This is a genomic window from Streptomyces sp. NPDC003284 (assembly GCF_053589675.1).
The window spans coordinates 520,681-538,543 of the sequence record NZ_JBSFSI010000005.1; the positions used below are offsets into that span (position 1 = coordinate 520,681).

15 protein-coding genes and 1 rRNA gene are annotated in these 17,863 nt (G+C 71.3%); 7 read left to right on the forward strand and 9 right to left on the reverse strand.

The window, feature by feature from the left end; all coding sequences use genetic code 11:
• Positions 1–89: 89 nt before the first annotated feature.
• The 4 genes from pstB to pstS all read right to left on the reverse strand — a co-directional run bounded on the left by pstB (position 90) and on the right by pstS (position 4,236).
• Positions 90–866, reverse strand: coding sequence for a phosphate ABC transporter ATP-binding protein PstB (pstB, locus tag ACWDYF_RS14765; RefSeq protein ID WP_018568816.1), 777 nt, complete (start codon positions 864–866; stop codon positions 90–92).
• A gap of 76 nt (positions 867–942) precedes the next feature.
• On the reverse strand, positions 943–1,995 hold the full coding sequence (gene pstA / locus ACWDYF_RS14770) for a phosphate ABC transporter permease PstA (protein WP_389463273.1): 1,053 nt from the start codon (positions 1,993–1,995) through the stop codon (positions 943–945).
• Positions 1,992–3,005, reverse strand: a complete 1,014-nt coding sequence (gene pstC, locus ACWDYF_RS14775; RefSeq protein WP_381737163.1) for a phosphate ABC transporter permease subunit PstC — start codon at positions 3,003–3,005, stop codon at positions 1,992–1,994. The genes pstA and pstC overlap by 4 nt, the downstream gene beginning before the upstream one ends.
• A 103-nt stretch (positions 3,006–3,108) precedes the next feature.
• Positions 3,109–4,236 carry a phosphate ABC transporter substrate-binding protein PstS gene (pstS, locus tag ACWDYF_RS14780; RefSeq protein WP_381737162.1) on the reverse strand — a complete coding sequence of 376 codons (1,128 nt, stop codon included), beginning with the start codon at positions 4,234–4,236 and terminating at the stop codon, positions 3,109–3,111.
• Positions 4,237–4,725: 489 nt separating this feature from the next.
• On the opposite strand from pstS, the gene ACWDYF_RS14785 reads away from it, so the two are divergent.
• The gene (locus ACWDYF_RS14785) at positions 4,726–6,309 is read left to right on the forward strand and encodes an FAD-binding oxidoreductase (RefSeq protein ID WP_389463276.1); all 1,584 of its coding nucleotides are present in this window, start codon (positions 4,726–4,728) and stop codon (positions 6,307–6,309) included.
• A 53-nt stretch (positions 6,310–6,362) separates the two neighbouring features.
• Here the strand turns inward: ACWDYF_RS14785 and ACWDYF_RS14790 are convergent, their stop codons facing one another.
• The 3 genes from ACWDYF_RS14790 to ACWDYF_RS14800 all read right to left on the reverse strand — a co-directional run bounded on the left by ACWDYF_RS14790 (position 6,363) and on the right by ACWDYF_RS14800 (position 9,347).
• Positions 6,363–7,067, reverse strand: coding sequence for a phosphatase PAP2 family protein (locus ACWDYF_RS14790; RefSeq protein ID WP_018568822.1), 705 nt, complete (start codon positions 7,065–7,067; stop codon positions 6,363–6,365).
• A 252-nt stretch (positions 7,068–7,319) separates the two neighbouring features.
• Positions 7,320–8,321 carry a C40 family peptidase gene (locus tag ACWDYF_RS14795; protein ID WP_381737158.1) on the reverse strand — a complete coding sequence of 334 codons (1,002 nt, stop codon included), beginning with the start codon at positions 8,319–8,321 and terminating at the stop codon, positions 7,320–7,322.
• A 228-nt stretch (positions 8,322–8,549) separates the two neighbouring features.
• Positions 8,550–9,347 (reverse strand): trypsin-like serine peptidase, encoded by a 798-nt coding sequence (locus ACWDYF_RS14800; RefSeq protein WP_389463281.1) that lies wholly within the window; start codon positions 9,345–9,347, stop codon positions 8,550–8,552.
• A gap of 470 nt (positions 9,348–9,817) precedes the next feature.
• On the opposite strand from ACWDYF_RS14800, the gene ACWDYF_RS14805 reads away from it, so the two are divergent.
• From ACWDYF_RS14805 to ACWDYF_RS14830, 6 genes are all read left to right on the forward strand, one after another.
• Positions 9,818–10,126: a hypothetical protein gene (locus tag ACWDYF_RS14805; RefSeq protein WP_014673544.1), complete on the forward strand. Its 309-nt coding sequence runs from the start codon at positions 9,818–9,820 to the stop codon at positions 10,124–10,126.
• A 254-nt stretch (positions 10,127–10,380) separates the two neighbouring features.
• Complete coding sequence (locus ACWDYF_RS14810) at positions 10,381–11,235, forward strand: hypothetical protein (RefSeq protein WP_389463283.1); 855 nt, start codon at positions 10,381–10,383, stop codon at positions 11,233–11,235.
• Positions 11,225–12,568, forward strand: coding sequence for a hypothetical protein (locus ACWDYF_RS14815; RefSeq protein WP_389463284.1), 1,344 nt, complete (start codon positions 11,225–11,227; stop codon positions 12,566–12,568). Before ACWDYF_RS14810 ends, ACWDYF_RS14815 begins: the two co-directional genes overlap by 11 nt.
• Positions 12,565–14,124, forward strand: coding sequence for an SCO6880 family protein (locus ACWDYF_RS14820; protein WP_018568827.1), 1,560 nt, complete (start codon positions 12,565–12,567; stop codon positions 14,122–14,124). The genes ACWDYF_RS14815 and ACWDYF_RS14820 overlap by 4 nt, the downstream gene beginning before the upstream one ends.
• Positions 14,125–14,138: 14 nt before the next feature.
• A complete protein-coding gene (locus ACWDYF_RS14825) occupies positions 14,139–15,566 on the forward strand; it encodes an ATP-binding protein (protein ID WP_018568828.1) in 1,428 nt (475 codons plus the stop codon).
• A gap of 28 nt (positions 15,567–15,594) precedes the next feature.
• Positions 15,595–17,103, forward strand: coding sequence for a type IV secretory system conjugative DNA transfer family protein (locus ACWDYF_RS14830; protein ID WP_389463289.1), 1,509 nt, complete (start codon positions 15,595–15,597; stop codon positions 17,101–17,103).
• Positions 17,104–17,115: 12 nt separating this feature from the next.
• Here ACWDYF_RS14830 and ACWDYF_RS14835 read toward each other — a convergent pair whose 3' ends face one another.
• On the reverse strand, positions 17,116–17,694 hold the full coding sequence (locus ACWDYF_RS14835) for a GNAT family N-acetyltransferase (RefSeq protein ID WP_389463291.1): 579 nt from the start codon (positions 17,692–17,694) through the stop codon (positions 17,116–17,118).
• A gap of 68 nt (positions 17,695–17,762) precedes the next feature.
• Positions 17,763–17,863, reverse strand: a 5S ribosomal RNA gene (rrf, locus tag ACWDYF_RS14840); the annotation flags it as partial.

The following is a 17,863-nucleotide window of genomic DNA, read 5'->3' on the forward strand; positions in this document are numbered from 1 at the left end:
CACAGGGCCCGCCCCCGGTCGACCGGGGGCGGGCCCTTTCGCGTCCTCGCGGTGGCACCGCCATGCAGCACCGCGAGGGGTTCGGGGGATCAGCCGAAGCGGCCGGAGATGTAGTCCTCCGTGGCCTGCACCGACGGGTTGGAGAAGATCCGCTCGGTGTCATCGATCTCGATCAGCCGGCCCGGCTGGCCCACGCCCGCCAGGTTGAAGAACGCCGTACGGTCCGAGACACGGGCCGCCTGCTGCATGTTGTGCGTCACGATGACGATCGTGAAGCGCTCCTTCAGCTCGCCGATCAGGTCCTCGATGGCGAGGGTGGAGATCGGGTCGAGCGCCGAGCAGGGCTCGTCCATCAGCAGCACCTTCGGCTCGACCGCGATGGCGCGGGCGATGCACAGCCGCTGCTGCTGACCGCCGGACAGGCCCGAGCCCGGCTTGTTCAGACGGTCCTTGACCTCGTTCCAGAGGTTGGCGCCCTTGAGCGACTTCTCGACGATGTCGCCCAGCTCGCTCTTCTTGTGGCCGCCGTTCAGCCGCAGCCCGGCCGCCACGTTGTCGAAGATCGACATGGTGGGGAACGGGTTCGGCCGCTGGAAGACCATGCCGACCTCGCGGCGGACCGAGACCGGGTCTATCCCGGTGCCGTACAGGTCCTCGGAGTCCAGCATCACCTTGCCCTCGACCCGGCCGCCGGGGGTGACCTCGTGCATCCGGTTGAGGGTCCGCAGGAACGTCGACTTGCCGCAGCCGGACGGCCCGATGAACGCCGTCACCGAACGCGGCTCGACCGTCATCGAGATGTCCTCGATCGCCTTGTGGGAGCCGTAGTAGGCGGTGAGCCCGCTCACGTCGATTCGCTTGGCCATGACTACTTCTTCACTTCCGTCTCAGTCGCCGAGGGGGTCGCTTGGCGACCGGCCACGCGGCGGTAGCCGCACAGGGTTAACGAGGGGCCTTCCAGCGGGCGATGCCGCGGGCCGCCAGGTTGAGGATCATCACCGCGGCGATCAGGGTGAGCGAGGCCGCCCACGCCCGGTCGTACGCCGCACCGGAGCCCGCGCTGTTCGCGTACTGCTGGTAGATGTACAGCGGCAGCGAGGCCTGCGCCCCTTCGAAGGGATTGGTGTTGATGAAGGGGTTGCCGAACACCAGCAGCAGCACGGGGGCGGTCTCGCCGGCGATCCGGGCGATGGCCAGCACGATGCCGGTGGTGATGCCGCCGATCGAGGTCGGCAGGACCACCTTGAGGATCGTCCGCCACTTGGGCACGCCCAGGGCGAGCGAGGCCTCGCGCAGCTCGTTCGGTACGAGCTTGAGCATCTCCTCGGTGGAGCGGACCACGACCGGCATCATCAGGATGGCCAGGGCCAGCGAACCGGCGAAGCCGAACGGCTCCATGTCGAAGATCAGCATCAGGCTGAGGATGAACAGGCCCGCGACGATGGACGGGATGCCCGTCATGACGTCGACGAAGAAGGTCACCGCGCGGGCGAGGCCGCCGCGCCCGTACTCCACCAGGTAGATCGCGGTGAGCACACCGATCGGGGCGCCGATCGCGGTGGCGAGGCCGACCTGTTCGAGGCTGCCGATGATCGCGTGGTAGATGCCGCCGCCCGGCTCGGTGTCGGCGACGACGCCCATGGAGTGCGACAGGAAGTAGAAGTCCAGGACCTTCACCCCGCGCCGCACCGTCGTCCACACCAGGGAGATCAGCGGCACCAGGGCGATCAGGAAGGAGACCCAGACCAGGCTGGTGACGACCCGGTCCTTGGCCTGACGGCGGCCCTCGACGCGGGCGGTGACACCGTAGGTGCCCAGGATGAACAGCAGGGCGGCGATCAGCCCCCACTGGACACGGCTGTGCAGGTCGCCGACGACGCCGATGACGACGGCCACGACGACGGATCCGGCGGCGGTCGCCCACGGGGTCCACCGGGGCAGGCGGTTGCCGCGCAGGCTGCTCGGACGCGGGGCGGCGGTGGTCGCGGTGCTCATGCGTTGGCCCCCGAGTACTCCTTGCGGCGGGCGATGATCAGCCGGGCCGCGCCGTTGACCAGCAGGGTGATGACGAACAGGACCAGACCGGAGGCGATCAGCGCGTCCCGGCCGAACTCGGTCGCCTCGCTGAACTTGCTGGCGATGTTCTGGGCGAAGGTGCCGCCGCCCGGGTCGAGCAGGCTGGCCTTGATGTCGAAGGTCGGGGAGAGCACGGTGGCGACGGCGATCGTCTCGCCGAGCGCGCGGCCGAGGCCGAGCATCGAGGCGGAGATCACGCCCGAGCGGCCGAAGGGCAGCACCGCCATGCGGATGACCTCCCAGCGGGTGGCACCGAGGGCCAGCGCGGCCTCCTCGTGCATCCGCGGCGCCTGCCGGAACACCTCACGGCTGACGTTGGTCACGATCGGCAGGATCATGATGGCGAGCAGGATGCCCACGGTGAGCATCGACCGGGGGGCGCCGCCCTCCCAGGAGAAGATGCCGGTCCAGCCCAGATAGTCGTTCAGCCAGCTGAAGAGGCCGTCCAGGTGCGGCACCAGGATCAGGGCGCCCCACAGGCCGTACACGATGGACGGCACGGCGGCGAGCAGGTCGATCACGTACGAGATCGGACCGCTGAGCCGGCGCGGGGCGTAGTGGGTGAGGAAGAGCGCGATGGCGACCGCGACCGGGACCGCGACGACCATGGCGACCACCGAGGACACCACGGTGCCGAAGGCCAGCACGGCGATGCCGAAGACCGGCGGCTGCACACCGGTGTTCCACTCGAAGGTGGTCAGGAAGTTGCCGTCGTCCTTGCTGATGGCCAGGCACGCGCGGTAGGTCAGGAAGGCCGCGATGGCGGCCATGATCACGAGCAGCAGGATGCCCGAGCCGCGGGAGAGACCGAGGAAGATCCGGTCTCCGGGGCGGGTGACGCCGCGGCCGGTGCGCTTGTGCTCGGCCGGGCCGGGGCTGGGCGGGAGAGGGGGTGCGTCAGCGTCTGTCTTCTGTGTCGATATGTCCATCGGGTTCTCCGGTCTGCGGAGCCGTGCGCGGGGCGCGGCTCCTGGCGGCGGTGCACCGGACGGTGCGGTCCGGCCCCGGTGCGGGGGCCGGACCGCACGCGGATCAGCTCAGGCCCTCGATGGTGGTGCGGACCTTGCCGATGATGGCGTCGGGGATCGGCGCGTAGTCGTTGGCGGTGAGGATCTTCTGGCCGTCCTCACTGGCGATGTAGCGCAGGAACGCCTTGGTGGCGGGCAGGGTGTCGGACTTGTTGCCCTTGTCGCAGACGATCTCGTAGGTGACCAGGACCATCGGGTACGCGCCCTCGGCCTTGGTGTTGTAGTTCAGCTTGAGCGCCAGGTCGCCGCCGGTGCCGACGACCTGGGCGTCCGCGATGGCCTTGCTGGCGTTCTCGACGGTGGCCTTGACCGGAGTGGCGGCACCGGTGTTGATGGCGACCGTGCTCAGGCCCTTGGCGAAGGACAGCTCGAAGTAGCCGATCGCGCCTTCGGTCTGCTTGACCTGCTGCGCCACACCGGAGGACTGCGGAGCGGCCTGGCCTTCCTTCGCCTGCCAGGCCTTGCCGCCCGAGTACTTCCAGTCGTTCGGCGCTGCGGCCTTGAGGTACTTGGTGAAGTTGTCCGTGGTGCCGGACTCGTCCGAACGGTGGAACGCCTGGATCTTCAGGCTGGGCAGCTTCGCCTTCGGGTTGAGCTGCTTGATCTCCGGGGCGTCCCAGGTCTTGATCTTGCCGTCGAAGATCTTGGCCAGGGTCGGCGCGTCCAGGACCAGGTCGTCGACGCCGGAGACGTTGTAACCGACGGCGATCGGGCCGCCCACCATCGGCAGGTCGATGCCCTGACCGCCGGTGCAGACCTTCTTCGAGGCCTCGATCTCCTCGGGCTTCAGCGCGGAGTCGGAGCCCGCGAAGGCGACCTGGCCCTGGCCGAACGCGGTGACACCGGCGCCGGAGCCGCCGCCCTTGTAGTTGATCTGCGTGCCACAGGCCTGGCTGAACTGCTTGACCCAGGCGTCGATCGCGTTCTTCTGCGCGGAAGAGCCGTCAGCCCGCAGCTGCCCCTTCGCGCCGTCGCACTTGACGGAGCTGTTCGAGGCGGCGGTGCTGCCGCTGCCGGAGGCGTCGCTCTTACCGCCGGTGTCGTCCGAACCGCACGCCGTGAGGGCCAGGGCGCCGGAGACGGCGAGGACGCCGAGAGCGAGTGCCCGCCGGTTCTTGCGCTGAAGCTTCACTTGAGGGAGTTCCTTCCAGGAGCCGCCGTCCTGATCGGCGGCGTGCGAAGAATGACTGGCACCGATGCGCCGAGATGCGCGCATCAGCACCGGGTAAGGCCGAAATTAGGCAGAACAGATGAAGCGGCCGATGGCCGGAAGTGAACGCGGGGTGAACCCCTGCCGTCGGTGCGGTGAGGTCACGGAACGCTCACGGGGAGAACACGCGCTGATCCCGATGGGGTCTCTCCGGGGGCGCGGAGGGGCGGGGCCTCGGTCCGTGCACCGCCCCGCACCACCGAGCCCACGAGCCAGCAGGCCAGCCACCGGCCGCGGTGACGGCGACGGCGACGGTCCGGCCGGTGGCGGGCCGTCCCCACACCGGCCACCGGCTGAACACGCCCCGCGCGCCCCCGCGCCCCCGCGGGCTCCTGTGCCCGCCCCCACGAGGGAACCCTCCGGCCCCTCGCGCTCGTCTCGGTTCCGGGGGGCTGACGAGAGGCGCGGAGCATGGAACGACGTGGGTTCATGGCGGGCGGCGCGGCGGTGGTCGCGGCATTCGCCACGGCCTCGTGCAGCGGCGGCGGTGGCGACGGAGCGGCGCCCCGGGCACCCGGCGGCACCGGCACCGGGCGGGGCACGGCGACCCCGGCCCCCGCGAGCGGCACCCGGACGACCGGCACCCCCGCCCCCGCCGACTGGTCCGCGCTCGCCCGGTCCCTCGACGGCACCCTGGTCCGCCCCGGCGACACCGGCTGGACCACGGCACAGCGGCTCTACAACACCCGCTTCGACAGCCTGCGGCCCGCCGCCGTCGCCTACGTGGCGCACCCCGACGACATCCGTACGGCCCTCTCCTACGCCCGCGCCCACCGCCTGCGCGTGGCGATCCGCAACGGCGGCCACTCGTACGCGGGCTGGTCCTCCGGCGACGGCCGCCTGATCGTCGACGTGTCGCAGCTCGCCGCGGTCCGGGCGAGCGGCACCTCGGCGGTGGTCGGCGCCGGCGCCAAACTCATCGACGTCTACCGGGCACTCGCCGCGAAGGGCGTGACCATACCGGCCGGCTCCTGCCCGACCGTGGGCGTCTCCGGCCTGGTCCTGGGCGGCGGCCACGGCGTCGTCTCCCGCGCCTACGGCCTGACCTGCGACAGCCTGACCCAGGCCACCCTGATCACGGCCGACGGGCGGCAGCTCACCGCGGACGCCGCCGAGAACCCGGACCTGTTCTGGGCGCTGCGCGGCGCGGGCAACGGCAACTTCGGCGTCGTCACCGAGCTGCGCTTCCGCACCCACCCCGCGCCCCAGGCGGTCTCCGCCTATCTGAGCTGGCCGTGGGCGCGGGCGGCCGACGTGGTGCGGGCCTGGCAGGAGTGGGGCCCGGACCAGCCGGACGAGATCTGGTCCTCGCTGCACCTGGAGAACACCCCGGGCGGCGCCCCGAAGGTGTCCGTGGCCGCCTTCTCACTGGGCACCTACGGCGAGTTGCAGAACGCGGTGGACCGCCTGGCCGACCGCTGCGGGGCGGCGTCGGCCGTCTCGCTCAACCGCCACTCCTACGAGGGCGCCATGGAGTCCTACGCGGGCTGCTCGTCCTTCGCCGCCGAACCCCAGTGCCATCTGCCCGGCGCCGTCCCGGGCCGCTCCCCGCAGGGCGCGCTCGGCCGCGAGACCTACGCGGCCCGCTCGGACTTCTTCGACCGCTCGCTCTCCCCGGCCGCCGTCCAGACCCTGCTGGCCCAGGTGGAGGCGGTCACCGGCGGCCCCGGCAGCGTCGCGTTCACCGCGCTCGGCGGCGCCGTCAACCGGGTCTCCCCCACCGCGACCGCCTTCGTGCACCGGCGTTCCCGCATGCTCGCCCAGTACATCGCGTCCTGGACCCCCGGGACCCCGGGCACGGCGGCCCGGTCGTGGCTCACCGCCGCGCACGGCGCGATGCGCCCCCACGCCTCGGGAGCCGCGTACCAGAACTACACCGACCCGTCCCTGACCGACTGGCGCACGGCCTACTACGGCGACGCGGCGGACCGCCTGGTGAAGGTGAAGCAGCAGTACGACCCGGACCGCTTCTTCTCGTCCCCGCAGAGCCTGTAGCGATGGCGACGGCCACCTGTCCGGCCGCGGCCGGACAGGTGGCCGGACAGGTCCTACGCCGCGAGGTCCCGCTCCTGCGCCGAGGCGTGCTCCTCGCCGCGCGCCCCGGGCAGCACCGGGTTCACCCCGGTGTCCCGGCGCCCGCGCACCAGCCAGCCGCCCCAGCGCGTCCCCTCGACCGCCCGCAGCACCGGAGTGAGCAGCGCCGTCGCGACCGGGGACAGCAGCAGCGCGACCGCCGTGCCGAGCGCGAACCCGCCGACCACGTCGGTCGGGTAGTGCACGCCCATGTACACCCGGCAGAACCCCTCCAGCAGCGCGAGCCCGATCCCGGCCAGACCGAACCGCCGGTCGGCCACGAACAGCGCGGCGCCCATCGCCATGGTGAGCGTCGCGTGGTCGCTCACGAAGGAGAAGTCGGTCTTGCCCGGCACGAGCACATCGAGGCCCTGGTGGTCCAGGAAGGGCCGGCGCCGCTCCACGAAGCCCCGGATCGGCACGTTCACCAGGACCGCGAGGCCGGCCGCGAGCGGCGCCCACACCAGCGCGGCCACGGTCGGGGCGGCGTCCGGCCCGCCCCGCCGCCGCACCGACCACCAGCACCAGACCACCAGCAGCACCATGGCCAGCAGCAGCCCGTACTCCCCGACGAACTCCATGGTCCGGTCGAACCAGCGCGGTGCGTCCTTGGCGAGGCCGTTGATGTCGTAGAGCAGGTCGACGTCGGGGTTCGACCCGGATTCGGCGAGTCCAGCCATCGTGCTGCGGCCCCTTCGTCGTGTCCCTCCGGCCGCACCCTGCGTGCGCCGCTCCTGCCACCCCCGTGGTCGTAGGTCCGTCTCCGCCGCCGGCGCGCGTGGGTGACGCGCGCTCCGTCAGACATCCGCCGGGCTACGTCAACAGGAACGCACGACCCCGTTTCATACGTTCCACACTCCACCGAAAGATCACGCAGACGTTACCGAAGAGAGACTCATCTCCGCAGCTCAGGGGGCAGGTTCACGCTGGGTTCACGCCGTGACGGGGAGTGCTTTCGCGCCATCTTCGGTGACCCGGGTGGCGCCGAAGTAGTCGGGGGTGTCGATCGGGTCGAAGCGGATCACGGCACCGGTCCGCGGCGCGTCGATCATGTAGCCGCCGCCGACGTAGATGCCCACGTGCCGGATGGCCCGCGAGTTGGTCAGATCGTCGGAGAAGAAGACCAGATCGCCCGGGAGCAGTTCCTCCCGCGTCGGGTGCGGCCCGGCGTTGTACTGGTCGTTGGCGACGCGCGGCAGCGTGATCCCCACGCTGTGGTACGCGGCCTGCGTCAGCCCCGAGCAGTCGAACCGCCCGCCCTGCGCCGCGGTCCCCTCGCCGCCCCACAGATACGGCGTGCCCAGCTTGCTCTGCGCGTAGGAGATGGCTCCCGCCGCCTGCTCGGAGGGATCGATTCGCGCCACCGGCGCCGCGAAGCTCTGCGCCAGCGTCGTGATCGTCTTCACATAGTTCTGCGTCTCGGAGTACGGCGGCACGCCCCCGTACCTGATGACCGCGTCCGCGCCCGCGTTGTAGGCGGCGAGCATGTTGTGCGTGGCGTCACCGGGCACGCTCTTCACATATCCGGCGAGTTCGCAGTCGTAGGACGCGGCCGAGGGGATCGCGTCGTCCGGGTCCCAGACGTCCCGCTTGCCGTCGCCGTCGCCGTCCACGCCGTGGGTGGCCCAGGTGCCGGGGATGAACTGCGCTATGCCCTCGGCCGCCGCCGGGCTCCGGGCGTTCGGGTTGAAGCCGCTCTCCTGGTACAACTGGGCGGCCAGCAGGGCGGGGTTGATCGCGGGACAGAGGTTGCCCCACTTCTGCACGAGGCTGCTGTAGGCGGCCGGGACGGCGCCCTTGGCGAGCCCGACGGCCCCGCTGCCGATGCCGCCCGCCAGATTCCCGGCGGTGAGGTACACCCCGACGACGAGTGCCAGCACGAAGGCGAGCACGGAACTGACGGCGGCGATCCCCACGACCCATGCCCTACGCACCGTCAACCACCCCTCGCCGCCCAGGAGTCCGCTGGGGACATATTAGAGGCGCGGCGCCCGTTTCCGGGATGATCACACACGCCGAAAACAGGCCGAAAACCGCCTGTACCCCGCACTTCCGCCCCGGCCGCCTCCGGACGGCGCCCCGCCGCCCCCGGACGGCTCCGGCCCGCTCCGGCCGGGCATCTACCGGGGACGGCCCAGCGGCCAGGGGCCCCGGCGCGTCCTTCAGGGATCGCCCGCGGCGTCCCGGTACAGCTCGGCGGCCTCGGTGCCGAAGGCGACGCTGTAGGACGTGTCCGCCGTGGACCCGCCCATCTCATGGCCGCCGAGCACCCCGACGACCTCCCGGCGCCGGTTGACCCACGGGCTGCCGCTGGTGCCGCTGGTGAACTCGGGGCAGTCGATGCGCTGCTGGGTACTGCTGTGCTCGCTGGGCCGGTTGAGGCAGCTGATGGGATCCTCGGCGGAGTCGGGGTAGCCGGTGACGGTCACCGCGGTGGCACCGGTCGCCGTACCGGCGGCGAAACGATTGCCCCCGACCCGGTCCTCGACCTCCTGCCCGTCCAGCGGGGCCAGTACGGCGAAGGCCAGGTCGCTGTCCTCGTCCTCGTCCTTGGTCCAGCCGCCCGGCAGGAAGCGCTTCTCGACCTTCCACTTCCCGTAGGGCGCCCGGCCGTCCCGGTAGCCCGGCACGAAGACGAGGTCGCTGTCGTCGGCCAGGCAGTGGGCGGCGGTGAGGATGAGATTGCGGTCCGGGCTGTGCACCACCGAGGCGGTGCAGAAGTGCCCGCCACGCAGCGAGCCCGCGTCACCGGCGTCGAACAGCGCGCCGACGCGCGCGCTCAACGGGGTCACCGAGGCGACGGCGGTCACCCCCAGCGGCCCTTGGCCGTCGTCCGCCGCCGCCACGGAGGCGGAGGTCACGGCGATCAGCATCAGGCCCACGAACAGCGCCTGGTTGCGGGCGCGGGCACGCGGGCGTCCGTGATGTACGGGGCTCGGGATACCTGAGGTGCGCTTCATCGGTCACCACTGTGTCTCAAGAAGGTGAGAAAGGGATCCCGACTTCGCTGAGATTTTCCTGTGAAACCCCCGTTCACCGCACACTTCGCCCCGCATCGCCCGGCTTGTCCCGCCGCCTGCTCTTACCACGCACACGTACGCCCGCGCAGCGCGCACGCGGGACTACCGCACCCCGGCCGGCCCGGACCGTGAGACCATCGGAACGTCCGCTTCACCCGACCGGCCGTCAGAAACCGGGCGGGGAAACGAAAACGACGAAAAGTGACAACGACGGAACCACACCACAGGTTCCGGTACGACCTCATTGCCCGGCGTGACCTGCCGTGATACACAGAGTGACCATACGTACGAAACTCGCCAGCCGATGGCGCCAAGTCGACATCCGCGGGCGCCATTGTCAGGGACAATGAGGCCTGACCTCTGCGTGCCCGCAGAGGCCGTGGAACTACCCACCAGGGGCGGTGACTTACATGCTCTTTGCGGCCGACAAGGGAGACATCAACACCATCATCGGCGGGATCGCTCCGGACTGGGGGCCCTTCGGCAGCCTGGGCAACGAGGCGAAGGTGATGATCGAGGTCGTGATGGCGGTGGCCATCCTGCTCTGCCTCGGCATCGCCGTCTGGGGCGCCGCCAAGCAGCGGATCGGCGCGACCGCCCTGCGCGACACCTTCAGCGCGGAGCAGGGCAAGGGCCTGATCATCGCCGGTCTCACCGGGGTCTTCATCATCGGTTCCCTCGGCACCCTGTTCACCATCGTGTACGGCATGGCGGTGTAGACCGTGCGACCCATCTGACGGCGCACACCCGCGCACACCGCGCACGGTGCGCCGTTCCAGCCGCCGGCCGTCCCGTCCGGGCGCGTCCGGTGCCCCCGTTGCCCCCACCCACCCACCGTGCCGACCGGCCGAGGTTGCGTTTCCCTGATGTCGAGTCACCACACCGCGCCCGCGCGGGAACCAGCGCGACTACCGTCGTACTTCCACGCGTTCCGCCACGAGGCCGAGGTCAAGGACGAGGGGGCGTACCGGGCATGAGTCTCGGAGACGAGCACGGACACGGCGACTCCGCACGCGCCGACACCGACCCGTACGGCGGCGGCCAGACCCGCACCAGACTGCCCGACCGGACGGGCGACCCCTACGGCGGCGCCCGCCGCGGCGCCCGCTCCTCCTCGCGCGGCGTGGTCACGGTGGTCGCCGTGGTCGTCCTCCTCATCGCCGCGATCGCCTTCGCGAACCGCGGCAGCGGATCCTCCGGCAGCGCCTCCCGCGGCGGCTCCGGCGCCCGCGCCGAGGCCGCGGCCACCGCCCCCACCGGCACCCGCCCCGTCACCACCAGATCCGCCGGCCTCCCCTCCGGCTTCGCCCACGACGAGCAGGGGGCGCAGAGCGCGGCGGCGAACTACGCGGTGACGCTGGGCTCGACCGGCATGTTCAAGAAGGACAGCCGGCACGCCATCGTGAACCTCCTCTACACCCCCGAGGCAGCCGCCAAGCTCCAGGGCCCCATGGACCAGGCCTACTCGGCCGACTTCCTCGCCAGAATGGGCCTGGACGCCGACGGGAACTCCCCGAAGGGCAGCACCTTCGTCTCCCGTGCGACTCCGGTCGGCACGGCCGTCCGGCAGTACAGCGCCACCGACGCCCGGGTCTCGGTCTGGTACATGGGGCTCATCGGCATGTCCAAGACCGCCACGACCGACCCGATCACCTCGTCCTGGAAGACGTGGACGTTCGACCTGCGGTGGAACCAGAACGACTGGAAGATCGTCTCCGACACGCAGCAGAACGGCCCGGCTCCGGTCCCCGGCGACGACAGAGCCGCCACCTCCGACCAGATCCGCAAGGCCATCGAAGAGTACGGAGGGTTCACGTATGCCCGGTAGCAGGCAGCGCGCGCTCAAGCTCACGGGAGTCGTGGCGGCCGTACAGACATCGGTGGTGCTGCTGGCTACCCGTGCCGTCGCCGACCCCTCACCCTCGTCCACTTCGTCGCCGTCCCCTTCGGGCGGCGGCCGCAACTGCAACCTGATCGTCGGCCGGGCACGGCAGTACTGCGAGCGCGGCAACGCGAGCAGCAACGGCGGAGACTCCACTTCCACCCCGCCCTCCACCCTCGACCCCCTCTCCTCCCTCGCCAAAGGCTGTGCCGACGCCGCCTCCTGGACCGTCAAGCAGCTCAGCAAGGCGGTGCAGGAGACCGCCGCGGTCGACTTCACCAACCAGAAGTTCCTCCAGCAGTACGCCATCGTCTTCGCCGCCTCGGCCATCCTCACGCTCCTGCTGTGGCTGCTGGCCGTCGCCAAGCGGGCCGTGCGCGGCGTACCGCTGTCCACCGCGCTCTCGGAAGCCGTCGGCTTCCTCTGGCTGACGGTGCTCGCCTCCGCCTTCACCCCGCTGATCCTCTACACGGTCGTCTCCGCGACCGACAGCGTCAGCGACGTCCTCGCCAAGGCCACGGGCGACCAGACCGGCACGTTCTTCGGCACGTTCGCCGGCGCCCTGGACAAGGGCACCGACATCGGCGGCGGCCCGATCATGCTGATCCTGGTCTCGATCATCTCGATCCTGGCCGCGGGCGTGCTCTACCTGGAGCTGTTCCTGCGGGCGATCCTGCTCTACGTCGGCGCCCTGCTCGGCGTCGTCGTCTACTCCGGGCTCGTCGACAAGAACCTGTGGGGCCACGTCCGCCGCTGGGCGGGCATCATGATCTCCGTCATCCTGGTCAAGCCGGTGATCGTCATCGTGCTCGGCCTCGCCAGCGCGCTCTCCACCGACGACGGCCCCGACGCACTCGCCGCCGTCGTCTCCGGCCTCGCCATCATCCTGCTCGCCATCTTCGCCAGCGCCATGATCTACCGCTTCGTGCCCGGCTTCGGCGACGAGATCGCCGCCGGCCGCAACAACCGCATCATGCAGGGCGCCGAAGGCAAGGCCGCGGCCGTCATCAGCTCCCCGGCGAGCCTCGTCGCCCAGGGCATCAAGACCCACAGCACCCGGGCCGACAGCGGCGGCGCGGCCGGCGGCGGCGCCTCGGCGCCCCGCCCCGCCAACCAGACCGCCGGCGGCTTCGCCGCGCACGGCTCGCGCGCCGGCGACAGCGGCGGCTCCGTCCCCTCCGCCGCCCCCGCTCCCCGCGCCCCCAGCCCGGTGAACACCCCCCACGCCAGCAGCACCCGCAACAGCAACACCCATCGCACGGGAGGTGAAGGGCGTTGACGACCGAGTCCCACGTGTCCCCCGCGGTCACGCCCCGCCGTACATATCTGATCGGCCGCGCCCGGCCGAACGCCATCGTCGGCCGCAACCGCGAGACCGGCGAGATCGCGCTGATCATCGCCGGCGCCGCCCTCGGCATGCTCTGCGGACTCCTCGTCCCCGTGCTGTCCCTGCGCATCGTCCTGCTGGCCGGCTTCCCGCTGCTGGCCCTGGCCGCCGTCTACGTGCCCTACAAGCACCGGACCTTCTACAAGTGGTTCGAGATCAACCGCAGCTTCAAGCGCACCGTCAAGCGCGGCACCGTCTACCGCTCCGGTGTGATGGAGGCCGGCACCCGCAGCGACGGCCGGGAGATCGAGATCGGCCCGCCGCCCGGCATCGGCCGGATCACCTGGCTCGCCGCGCCGTTCGGCCCGGACGAGATCGCCGTCCTGCTGCACGCCGACCGCAAGACGGTCACCGCCGCCATCGAGATCGAGGGCCCCGGCGTCGGACTGCGCGACTCCGAGGACCAGGAGGCCCTCGTCGACCGGTTCGGCACCCTGCTCAAGCACGTGGCCAACGGCGACGGCTTCGTCACCCGCCTCCAGATGCTCGCCCGCACCCTGCCCGCCGACCCGGACGCGCACGCCAAGGACGTCTCCCAGCGCGGCGACGAGCGGGCCCCGCAGTGGCTCCAGGGCTCGTACGAGCAGCTCCAGTCCATGGTGTCCACCAGCAGCGAGCAGCACCGCGCCTACCTCGTCGCCTGCATGCACTTCAGCCGCGAACTGGCGGCCGAGGCCCACGCGATGGCCCGCGCCGCCCGCCCCGGCTCGGGCCGCAGGCTCGACCGCGACGCCGGGCTCGCCGTCGTCATGGCCCGCGAGCTGACCGACATCTGCTCGCGCCTCCAGGAGGCCGACATCCGGGTGCGCCAGCCGCTCGGCCAGGGCCGCCTCGCCTCGCTGATCCACTCCATGTACGACCCGGACCACCCGATCGACCACATCCAGGCGATGACCCAGCGCAACGCCTGGCCGGCCGAGCTGGACGCCATGGAGCCGACGTTCCTCCAGGCCAAGACCCGCGAGTCCGCGACCCGCGAGCCCTGGTGCCACGCCACCGCGTGGGTCAAGGAGTGGCCGATGACCCCGGTCGGCGTCAACTTCCTGGCGCCGCTGCTGGTCCACACCCCGGACGTGATCCGCACGGTCGCCGTCACCATGGACCTGGAGCCCACCGAGGTCGCCATCGAGCGCATGCTGACCGAGAAGACCAACGACGTCGCCGAGGCCAGCCGCGCCGCCAAGATGAACCGCACCGTGGACCCCCGCGACGTCCAGGCCCACCACCGCCTCGACCAGCGCGGCGACGACCTCGCCAGCGGCGCGGCCGGTGTCAACCTCGTCGGCTACATCACCGTCTCCTCCCGCACCCCCGAGGCCCTGGCCCGCGACAAGCGGACCATTCGCGCCTCCGCCGGAAAGTCGTATCTGAAGCTGGAGTGGTGCGACCGCGAGCACCACCGCGCCTTCGTGAACACGCTCCCGTTCGCCACCGGAATCCGACGGTAGGGGCTGATGCTCTGATGCGGGACCCGCTGACCGCACTCACGGACGCCTTCACGTCCTTCCTGTTCGGGAAGGTCGAGACGACCCGGCTGCCGGTGCGCACCTCCACGGGCCAGGCCCAGGCGGTCTACCTGCCCACGGCCGCGCCCGGCCTCGGCGACTCGGGCGTCATCATCGGCCGCGAGGTGTACTCCGGGAAGGGCTACATCTACGACCCCTTCCAGCTGTACGGCCAGCAGCTCCCCGCCCCGCACTGGCTGGTCCTCGGCGAGTCCGGCAACGGCAAGTCGGCCCTGGAGAAGACGTACGTCCTGCGCCAGCTGCGCTTCCGCGACCGCCAGGTCGTCGTCCTGGACGCCCAGGGCGAGGACGGCGTCGGCGAGTGGAACCTCATCGCCGAGGAGCTGGGCATAACCCCCATCCGCCTCGACCCGACGGCCGCCCTCAACCACGGCATCCGCCTCAACCCGCTCGACCCGTCGATCACCACCACCGGGCAGCTCGCCCTGCTGCGGACGATCGTCGAGGTCGCGATGGGCCACGGCCTGGACGAGCGCTCCGGCTTCGCCCTCAAGGTCGCGCACGCCTACGTCAACGAGACGATCGTGCAGCGCCAGCCGGTCCTGTCCGACATCGTCGAGCAACTGCGCCACCCCGAACCGGAGTCGGCGGAGGCGATGAACGTCGCCATAGACGACGTCCGCGCCTGGGGCCTGGACGTCGCCCTGGTCCTGGACCGCCTGGTCGACGGCGACCTGCGCGGCATGTTCGACGGCCCGACCACGGTCGGCATCGACCTGGACGCGCCACTGATCGTGTTCGACCTGTCCCACATCGACCGCAACTCCATCGCCATGCCCATCCTCATGGCGATCGTCGGCGTGTGGCTGGAGCACACCTGGATCCGCCCCGACCGCAAGAAGCGCATCTTCCTGGTCGAAGAGGCCTGGCACATCATCAACAGCCCGTTCGTGGCCCAGCTGTTCCAGCGGCTGCTGAAGTTCGGGCGCCGGCTCGGCCTGTCCTTCGTCGCCGTCGTCCACCACCTGTCCGACGTGGTCGACGGCGCCGCGGCGAAGGAGGCCGCCGCCATCCTGAAGATGGCCTCCACCAGGACGATCTACGCCCAGAAGGCCGACGAGGCGAGAGCCACCGGCCGGGTCCTCGGCCTGCCCCGGTGGGCGGTGGAGATCATCCCCACCCTCACCCCGGGCATCGCCGTGTGGGACGTCAACGGCAACGTCCAGGTCGTCAAACACCTGATCACCGAGACCGAACGGCCGCTGGTCTTCACCGACCGCGCCATGACCGAGTCCTCGCACGACCGCCTCGCCTCCGACGACGCCCTGCGCGCCGCCGAGCTGGAGGCCGAGCAGCGGGCGGCGGCCTTCGTGGAACAGCACGTCCCCGACCTGGGCGGCTCCTCCGAGTCGACGGTGGCATAGGGGACGGTGGCACAGGAGAGGCAGGCAGGTGAGACCCGACGACCGCGCCCCGGGCAGGGGCCGGAGCCAGGGCGGCATCCCGGACGGCCTGCTGGTCGGCCTGCTCGCCTTCCTGCTCGGCATGACCGTGCTGGTGTGGACGGCGACGGGCCTGGCCGGGCTGTTCACGCACGGCTCCTGGCCGTCCGGCGTCAGCTTCCCCCGTACGCCCCTGGCCATGCGCCACCTCGCCACCGACCCGCACGACGTCCCCGGTGCCTGGCCCGACACCCCGCCCGGCAGCCTCTCGGGCTACGGGCTGTTCTGGGGCCTGTTCATCGGCCAGTTGATGGTGCTGTTCGTGCTGACCGTCTTCGCCATCGGCACGACCACGCGCTGGCGCGCCGGCCGGGCCCGGCGACGCGCCGAGGCCAGGGCCGCCCGCACCCGCCCGGCGGCGGCTCCCGCCCCGCCCGAGACGGCCGCCCCCTGGCAGGAAGCCGCACCCGCACCGGCACACCACGAGGTCCCCAGCGCACCGGTCCCGGTACCGGTACCGGCAGCCTCCGAGCCACCGCCACCGCCACCGCCACCGCCGCAGCCGACCGCAGAAGTCGCCGTGGAGACCGTCACACGGCCCACGCTCGCCGTCGCGCCGAAGGAGAGCCGCCGGGCGACGGCCGCGCAGGCGGTCCTCGACGCCGCCGGACCCGCCCTGGTCGTCACGTCCGACCCCGCCCTGTGGCAGGACACCAAGGACGCCAGAGCCAAACTGGGCCCGGTCCTCCTCTACGATCCCGCCCACCTGTGCGACACCCCGGCCAGGCTGCACTGGTCGCCCCTGACCGGCTGCGCGGACAAGGACACGGCGGTGGCACGCGCCGCCGCCCTGCTCGCCCCGGTCCAGTCCACCGCGAAGATCGACCAGACGCTGAACGACACCGCCCGCACGCTCCTGCGGTGCTATCTGCACGCCGCCGCCGTCGACGGCCGTACGGTCCGTCATGTGCACCGCTGGTCGCAGGGCACCCAACTCCAGGAAGCCGTAAGGATCCTGCGCACCAACCCGAAGGCCGCGACCGGCTCGGCGGGCGAACTGGAGGCCGCGCTCACCGCGCACCCCGACCGCCGCGACCTGGCCCAGGAGCTGACCGGCCGCGCCCTGGCCGCCCTCTCCACGGTGAACATCCGCGAGGCGTGCACACCGCACCGAAATGATGCGGTCGCCTTGGATTCCTTCGTCAATGAAGGGGGAACGCTTTACCTGGTGGGGGAATCCATCGAGGATCCTCGTACCAACCCGGGTGCCATGCCCCTCCTCACGGCACTCGCCGCAAGCGTGGTCGAGCGCGGCCGGCGCATGGCCGAACGGTCATCCTCCGGTCGGCTCGACCCACCACTCACGCTCGTCCTCGACGACGTGGCGGCCGTCGCCCCGCTGCCCCAGCTCCCCGAGCTGCTGGCCCGCGGCGCCGACCGCGGCCTGCCGACGCTGGCCCTCATCCGCTCCCGCGAACAGGCCCGCGCCCGCTGGCCGCACGACGAACTCCCGGCCTGACCTCACGGTGCTTCAGGGGCGTTCGAGGACATACTCCAGCTCGTTCGCGTCGGGCGCGGAGGCCAGCGGGACCGTCCGGCCGGTCGGCAGGAAGCCGACCCTGCGGTAGAAGCGCTGGGCCCGGCCGTTCTCCTCGTGGACGATCAGCCGCACCCGCTCCGCACCGATCTCCCAGGCCCAGCGCAGCGCCTCGTCGAACAGCACCTCCGTGAGCCCGCACCCCCGGTGCTCGGGCCGTACGTACACGCCCACGAGATGTCCCTGGCGCCGCTCGATCGGGAACCCGGCCCAGTCGGTCGTACCGGCCTCCTCCATGAGCAGGGTGACCGATCCGACCCAGGTCCCGTCCGGTGCCTCGGCGATGAACTGCCGTACTTCGGTGGACCCTTCGGCGGCCCCGGCCGCCCGCTCCCGCCAGAACGAGTCGGGCCGCTCCACGGCCTCCTCGTACGTCTCCAGGAAGGCGAGGTGCGCCACCGGGTCCTGGAGCGCCTCCAGCCGCAATGCCTTCACGGCCGGCCACTCGTCGGCGCGTATGGCGCGGACCAGGTACTTCTCGTCGTGCTTGTCGACCCTGTCGGAGGTGCTCATGGGGCCTACGGTAATGCAGACAAAAGAAAAGGCCCACACCGTGAGGTGTGGGCCTTTTCTGAATGATTGTTCGGCGGTGTCCTACTCTCCCACAGGGTCCCCCCTGCAGTACCATCGGCGCTGTGAGGCTTAGCTTCCGGGTTCGGAATGTAACCGGGCGTTTCCCTCA

What these genes read in the sequence shown, in the direction of transcription:
- pstC (WP_381737163.1), bottom strand. Translation starts at nt 3,005, where the DNA reads ATGGACATATCGACACAGAAGACAGACGCTGACGCACCCCCTCTCCCG.
- ACWDYF_RS14805 (WP_014673544.1), top strand. Translation starts at nt 9,818, where the DNA reads ATGCTCTTTGCGGCCGACAAGGGAGACATCAACACCATCATCGGCGGG.
- pstA (WP_389463273.1), bottom strand. Translation starts at nt 1,995, where the DNA reads ATGAGCACCGCGACCACCGCCGCCCCGCGTCCGAGCAGCCTGCGCGGC.
- ACWDYF_RS14810 (WP_389463283.1), top strand. Translation starts at nt 10,381, where the DNA reads ATGAGTCTCGGAGACGAGCACGGACACGGCGACTCCGCACGCGCCGAC.
- ACWDYF_RS14790 (WP_018568822.1), bottom strand. Translation starts at nt 7,067, where the DNA reads ATGGCTGGACTCGCCGAATCCGGGTCGAACCCCGACGTCGACCTGCTC.
- ACWDYF_RS14815 (WP_389463284.1), top strand. Translation starts at nt 11,225, where the DNA reads ATGCCCGGTAGCAGGCAGCGCGCGCTCAAGCTCACGGGAGTCGTGGCG.
- ACWDYF_RS14835 (WP_389463291.1), bottom strand. Translation starts at nt 17,694, where the DNA reads ATGAGCACCTCCGACAGGGTCGACAAGCACGACGAGAAGTACCTGGTC.
- ACWDYF_RS14800 (WP_389463281.1), bottom strand. Translation starts at nt 9,347, where the DNA reads ATGAAGCGCACCTCAGGTATCCCGAGCCCCGTACATCACGGACGCCCG.
- pstB (WP_018568816.1), bottom strand. Translation starts at nt 866, where the DNA reads ATGGCCAAGCGAATCGACGTGAGCGGGCTCACCGCCTACTACGGCTCC.
- ACWDYF_RS14785 (WP_389463276.1), top strand. Translation starts at nt 4,726, where the DNA reads ATGGAACGACGTGGGTTCATGGCGGGCGGCGCGGCGGTGGTCGCGGCA.
- ACWDYF_RS14825 (WP_018568828.1), top strand. Translation starts at nt 14,139, where the DNA reads ATGCGGGACCCGCTGACCGCACTCACGGACGCCTTCACGTCCTTCCTG.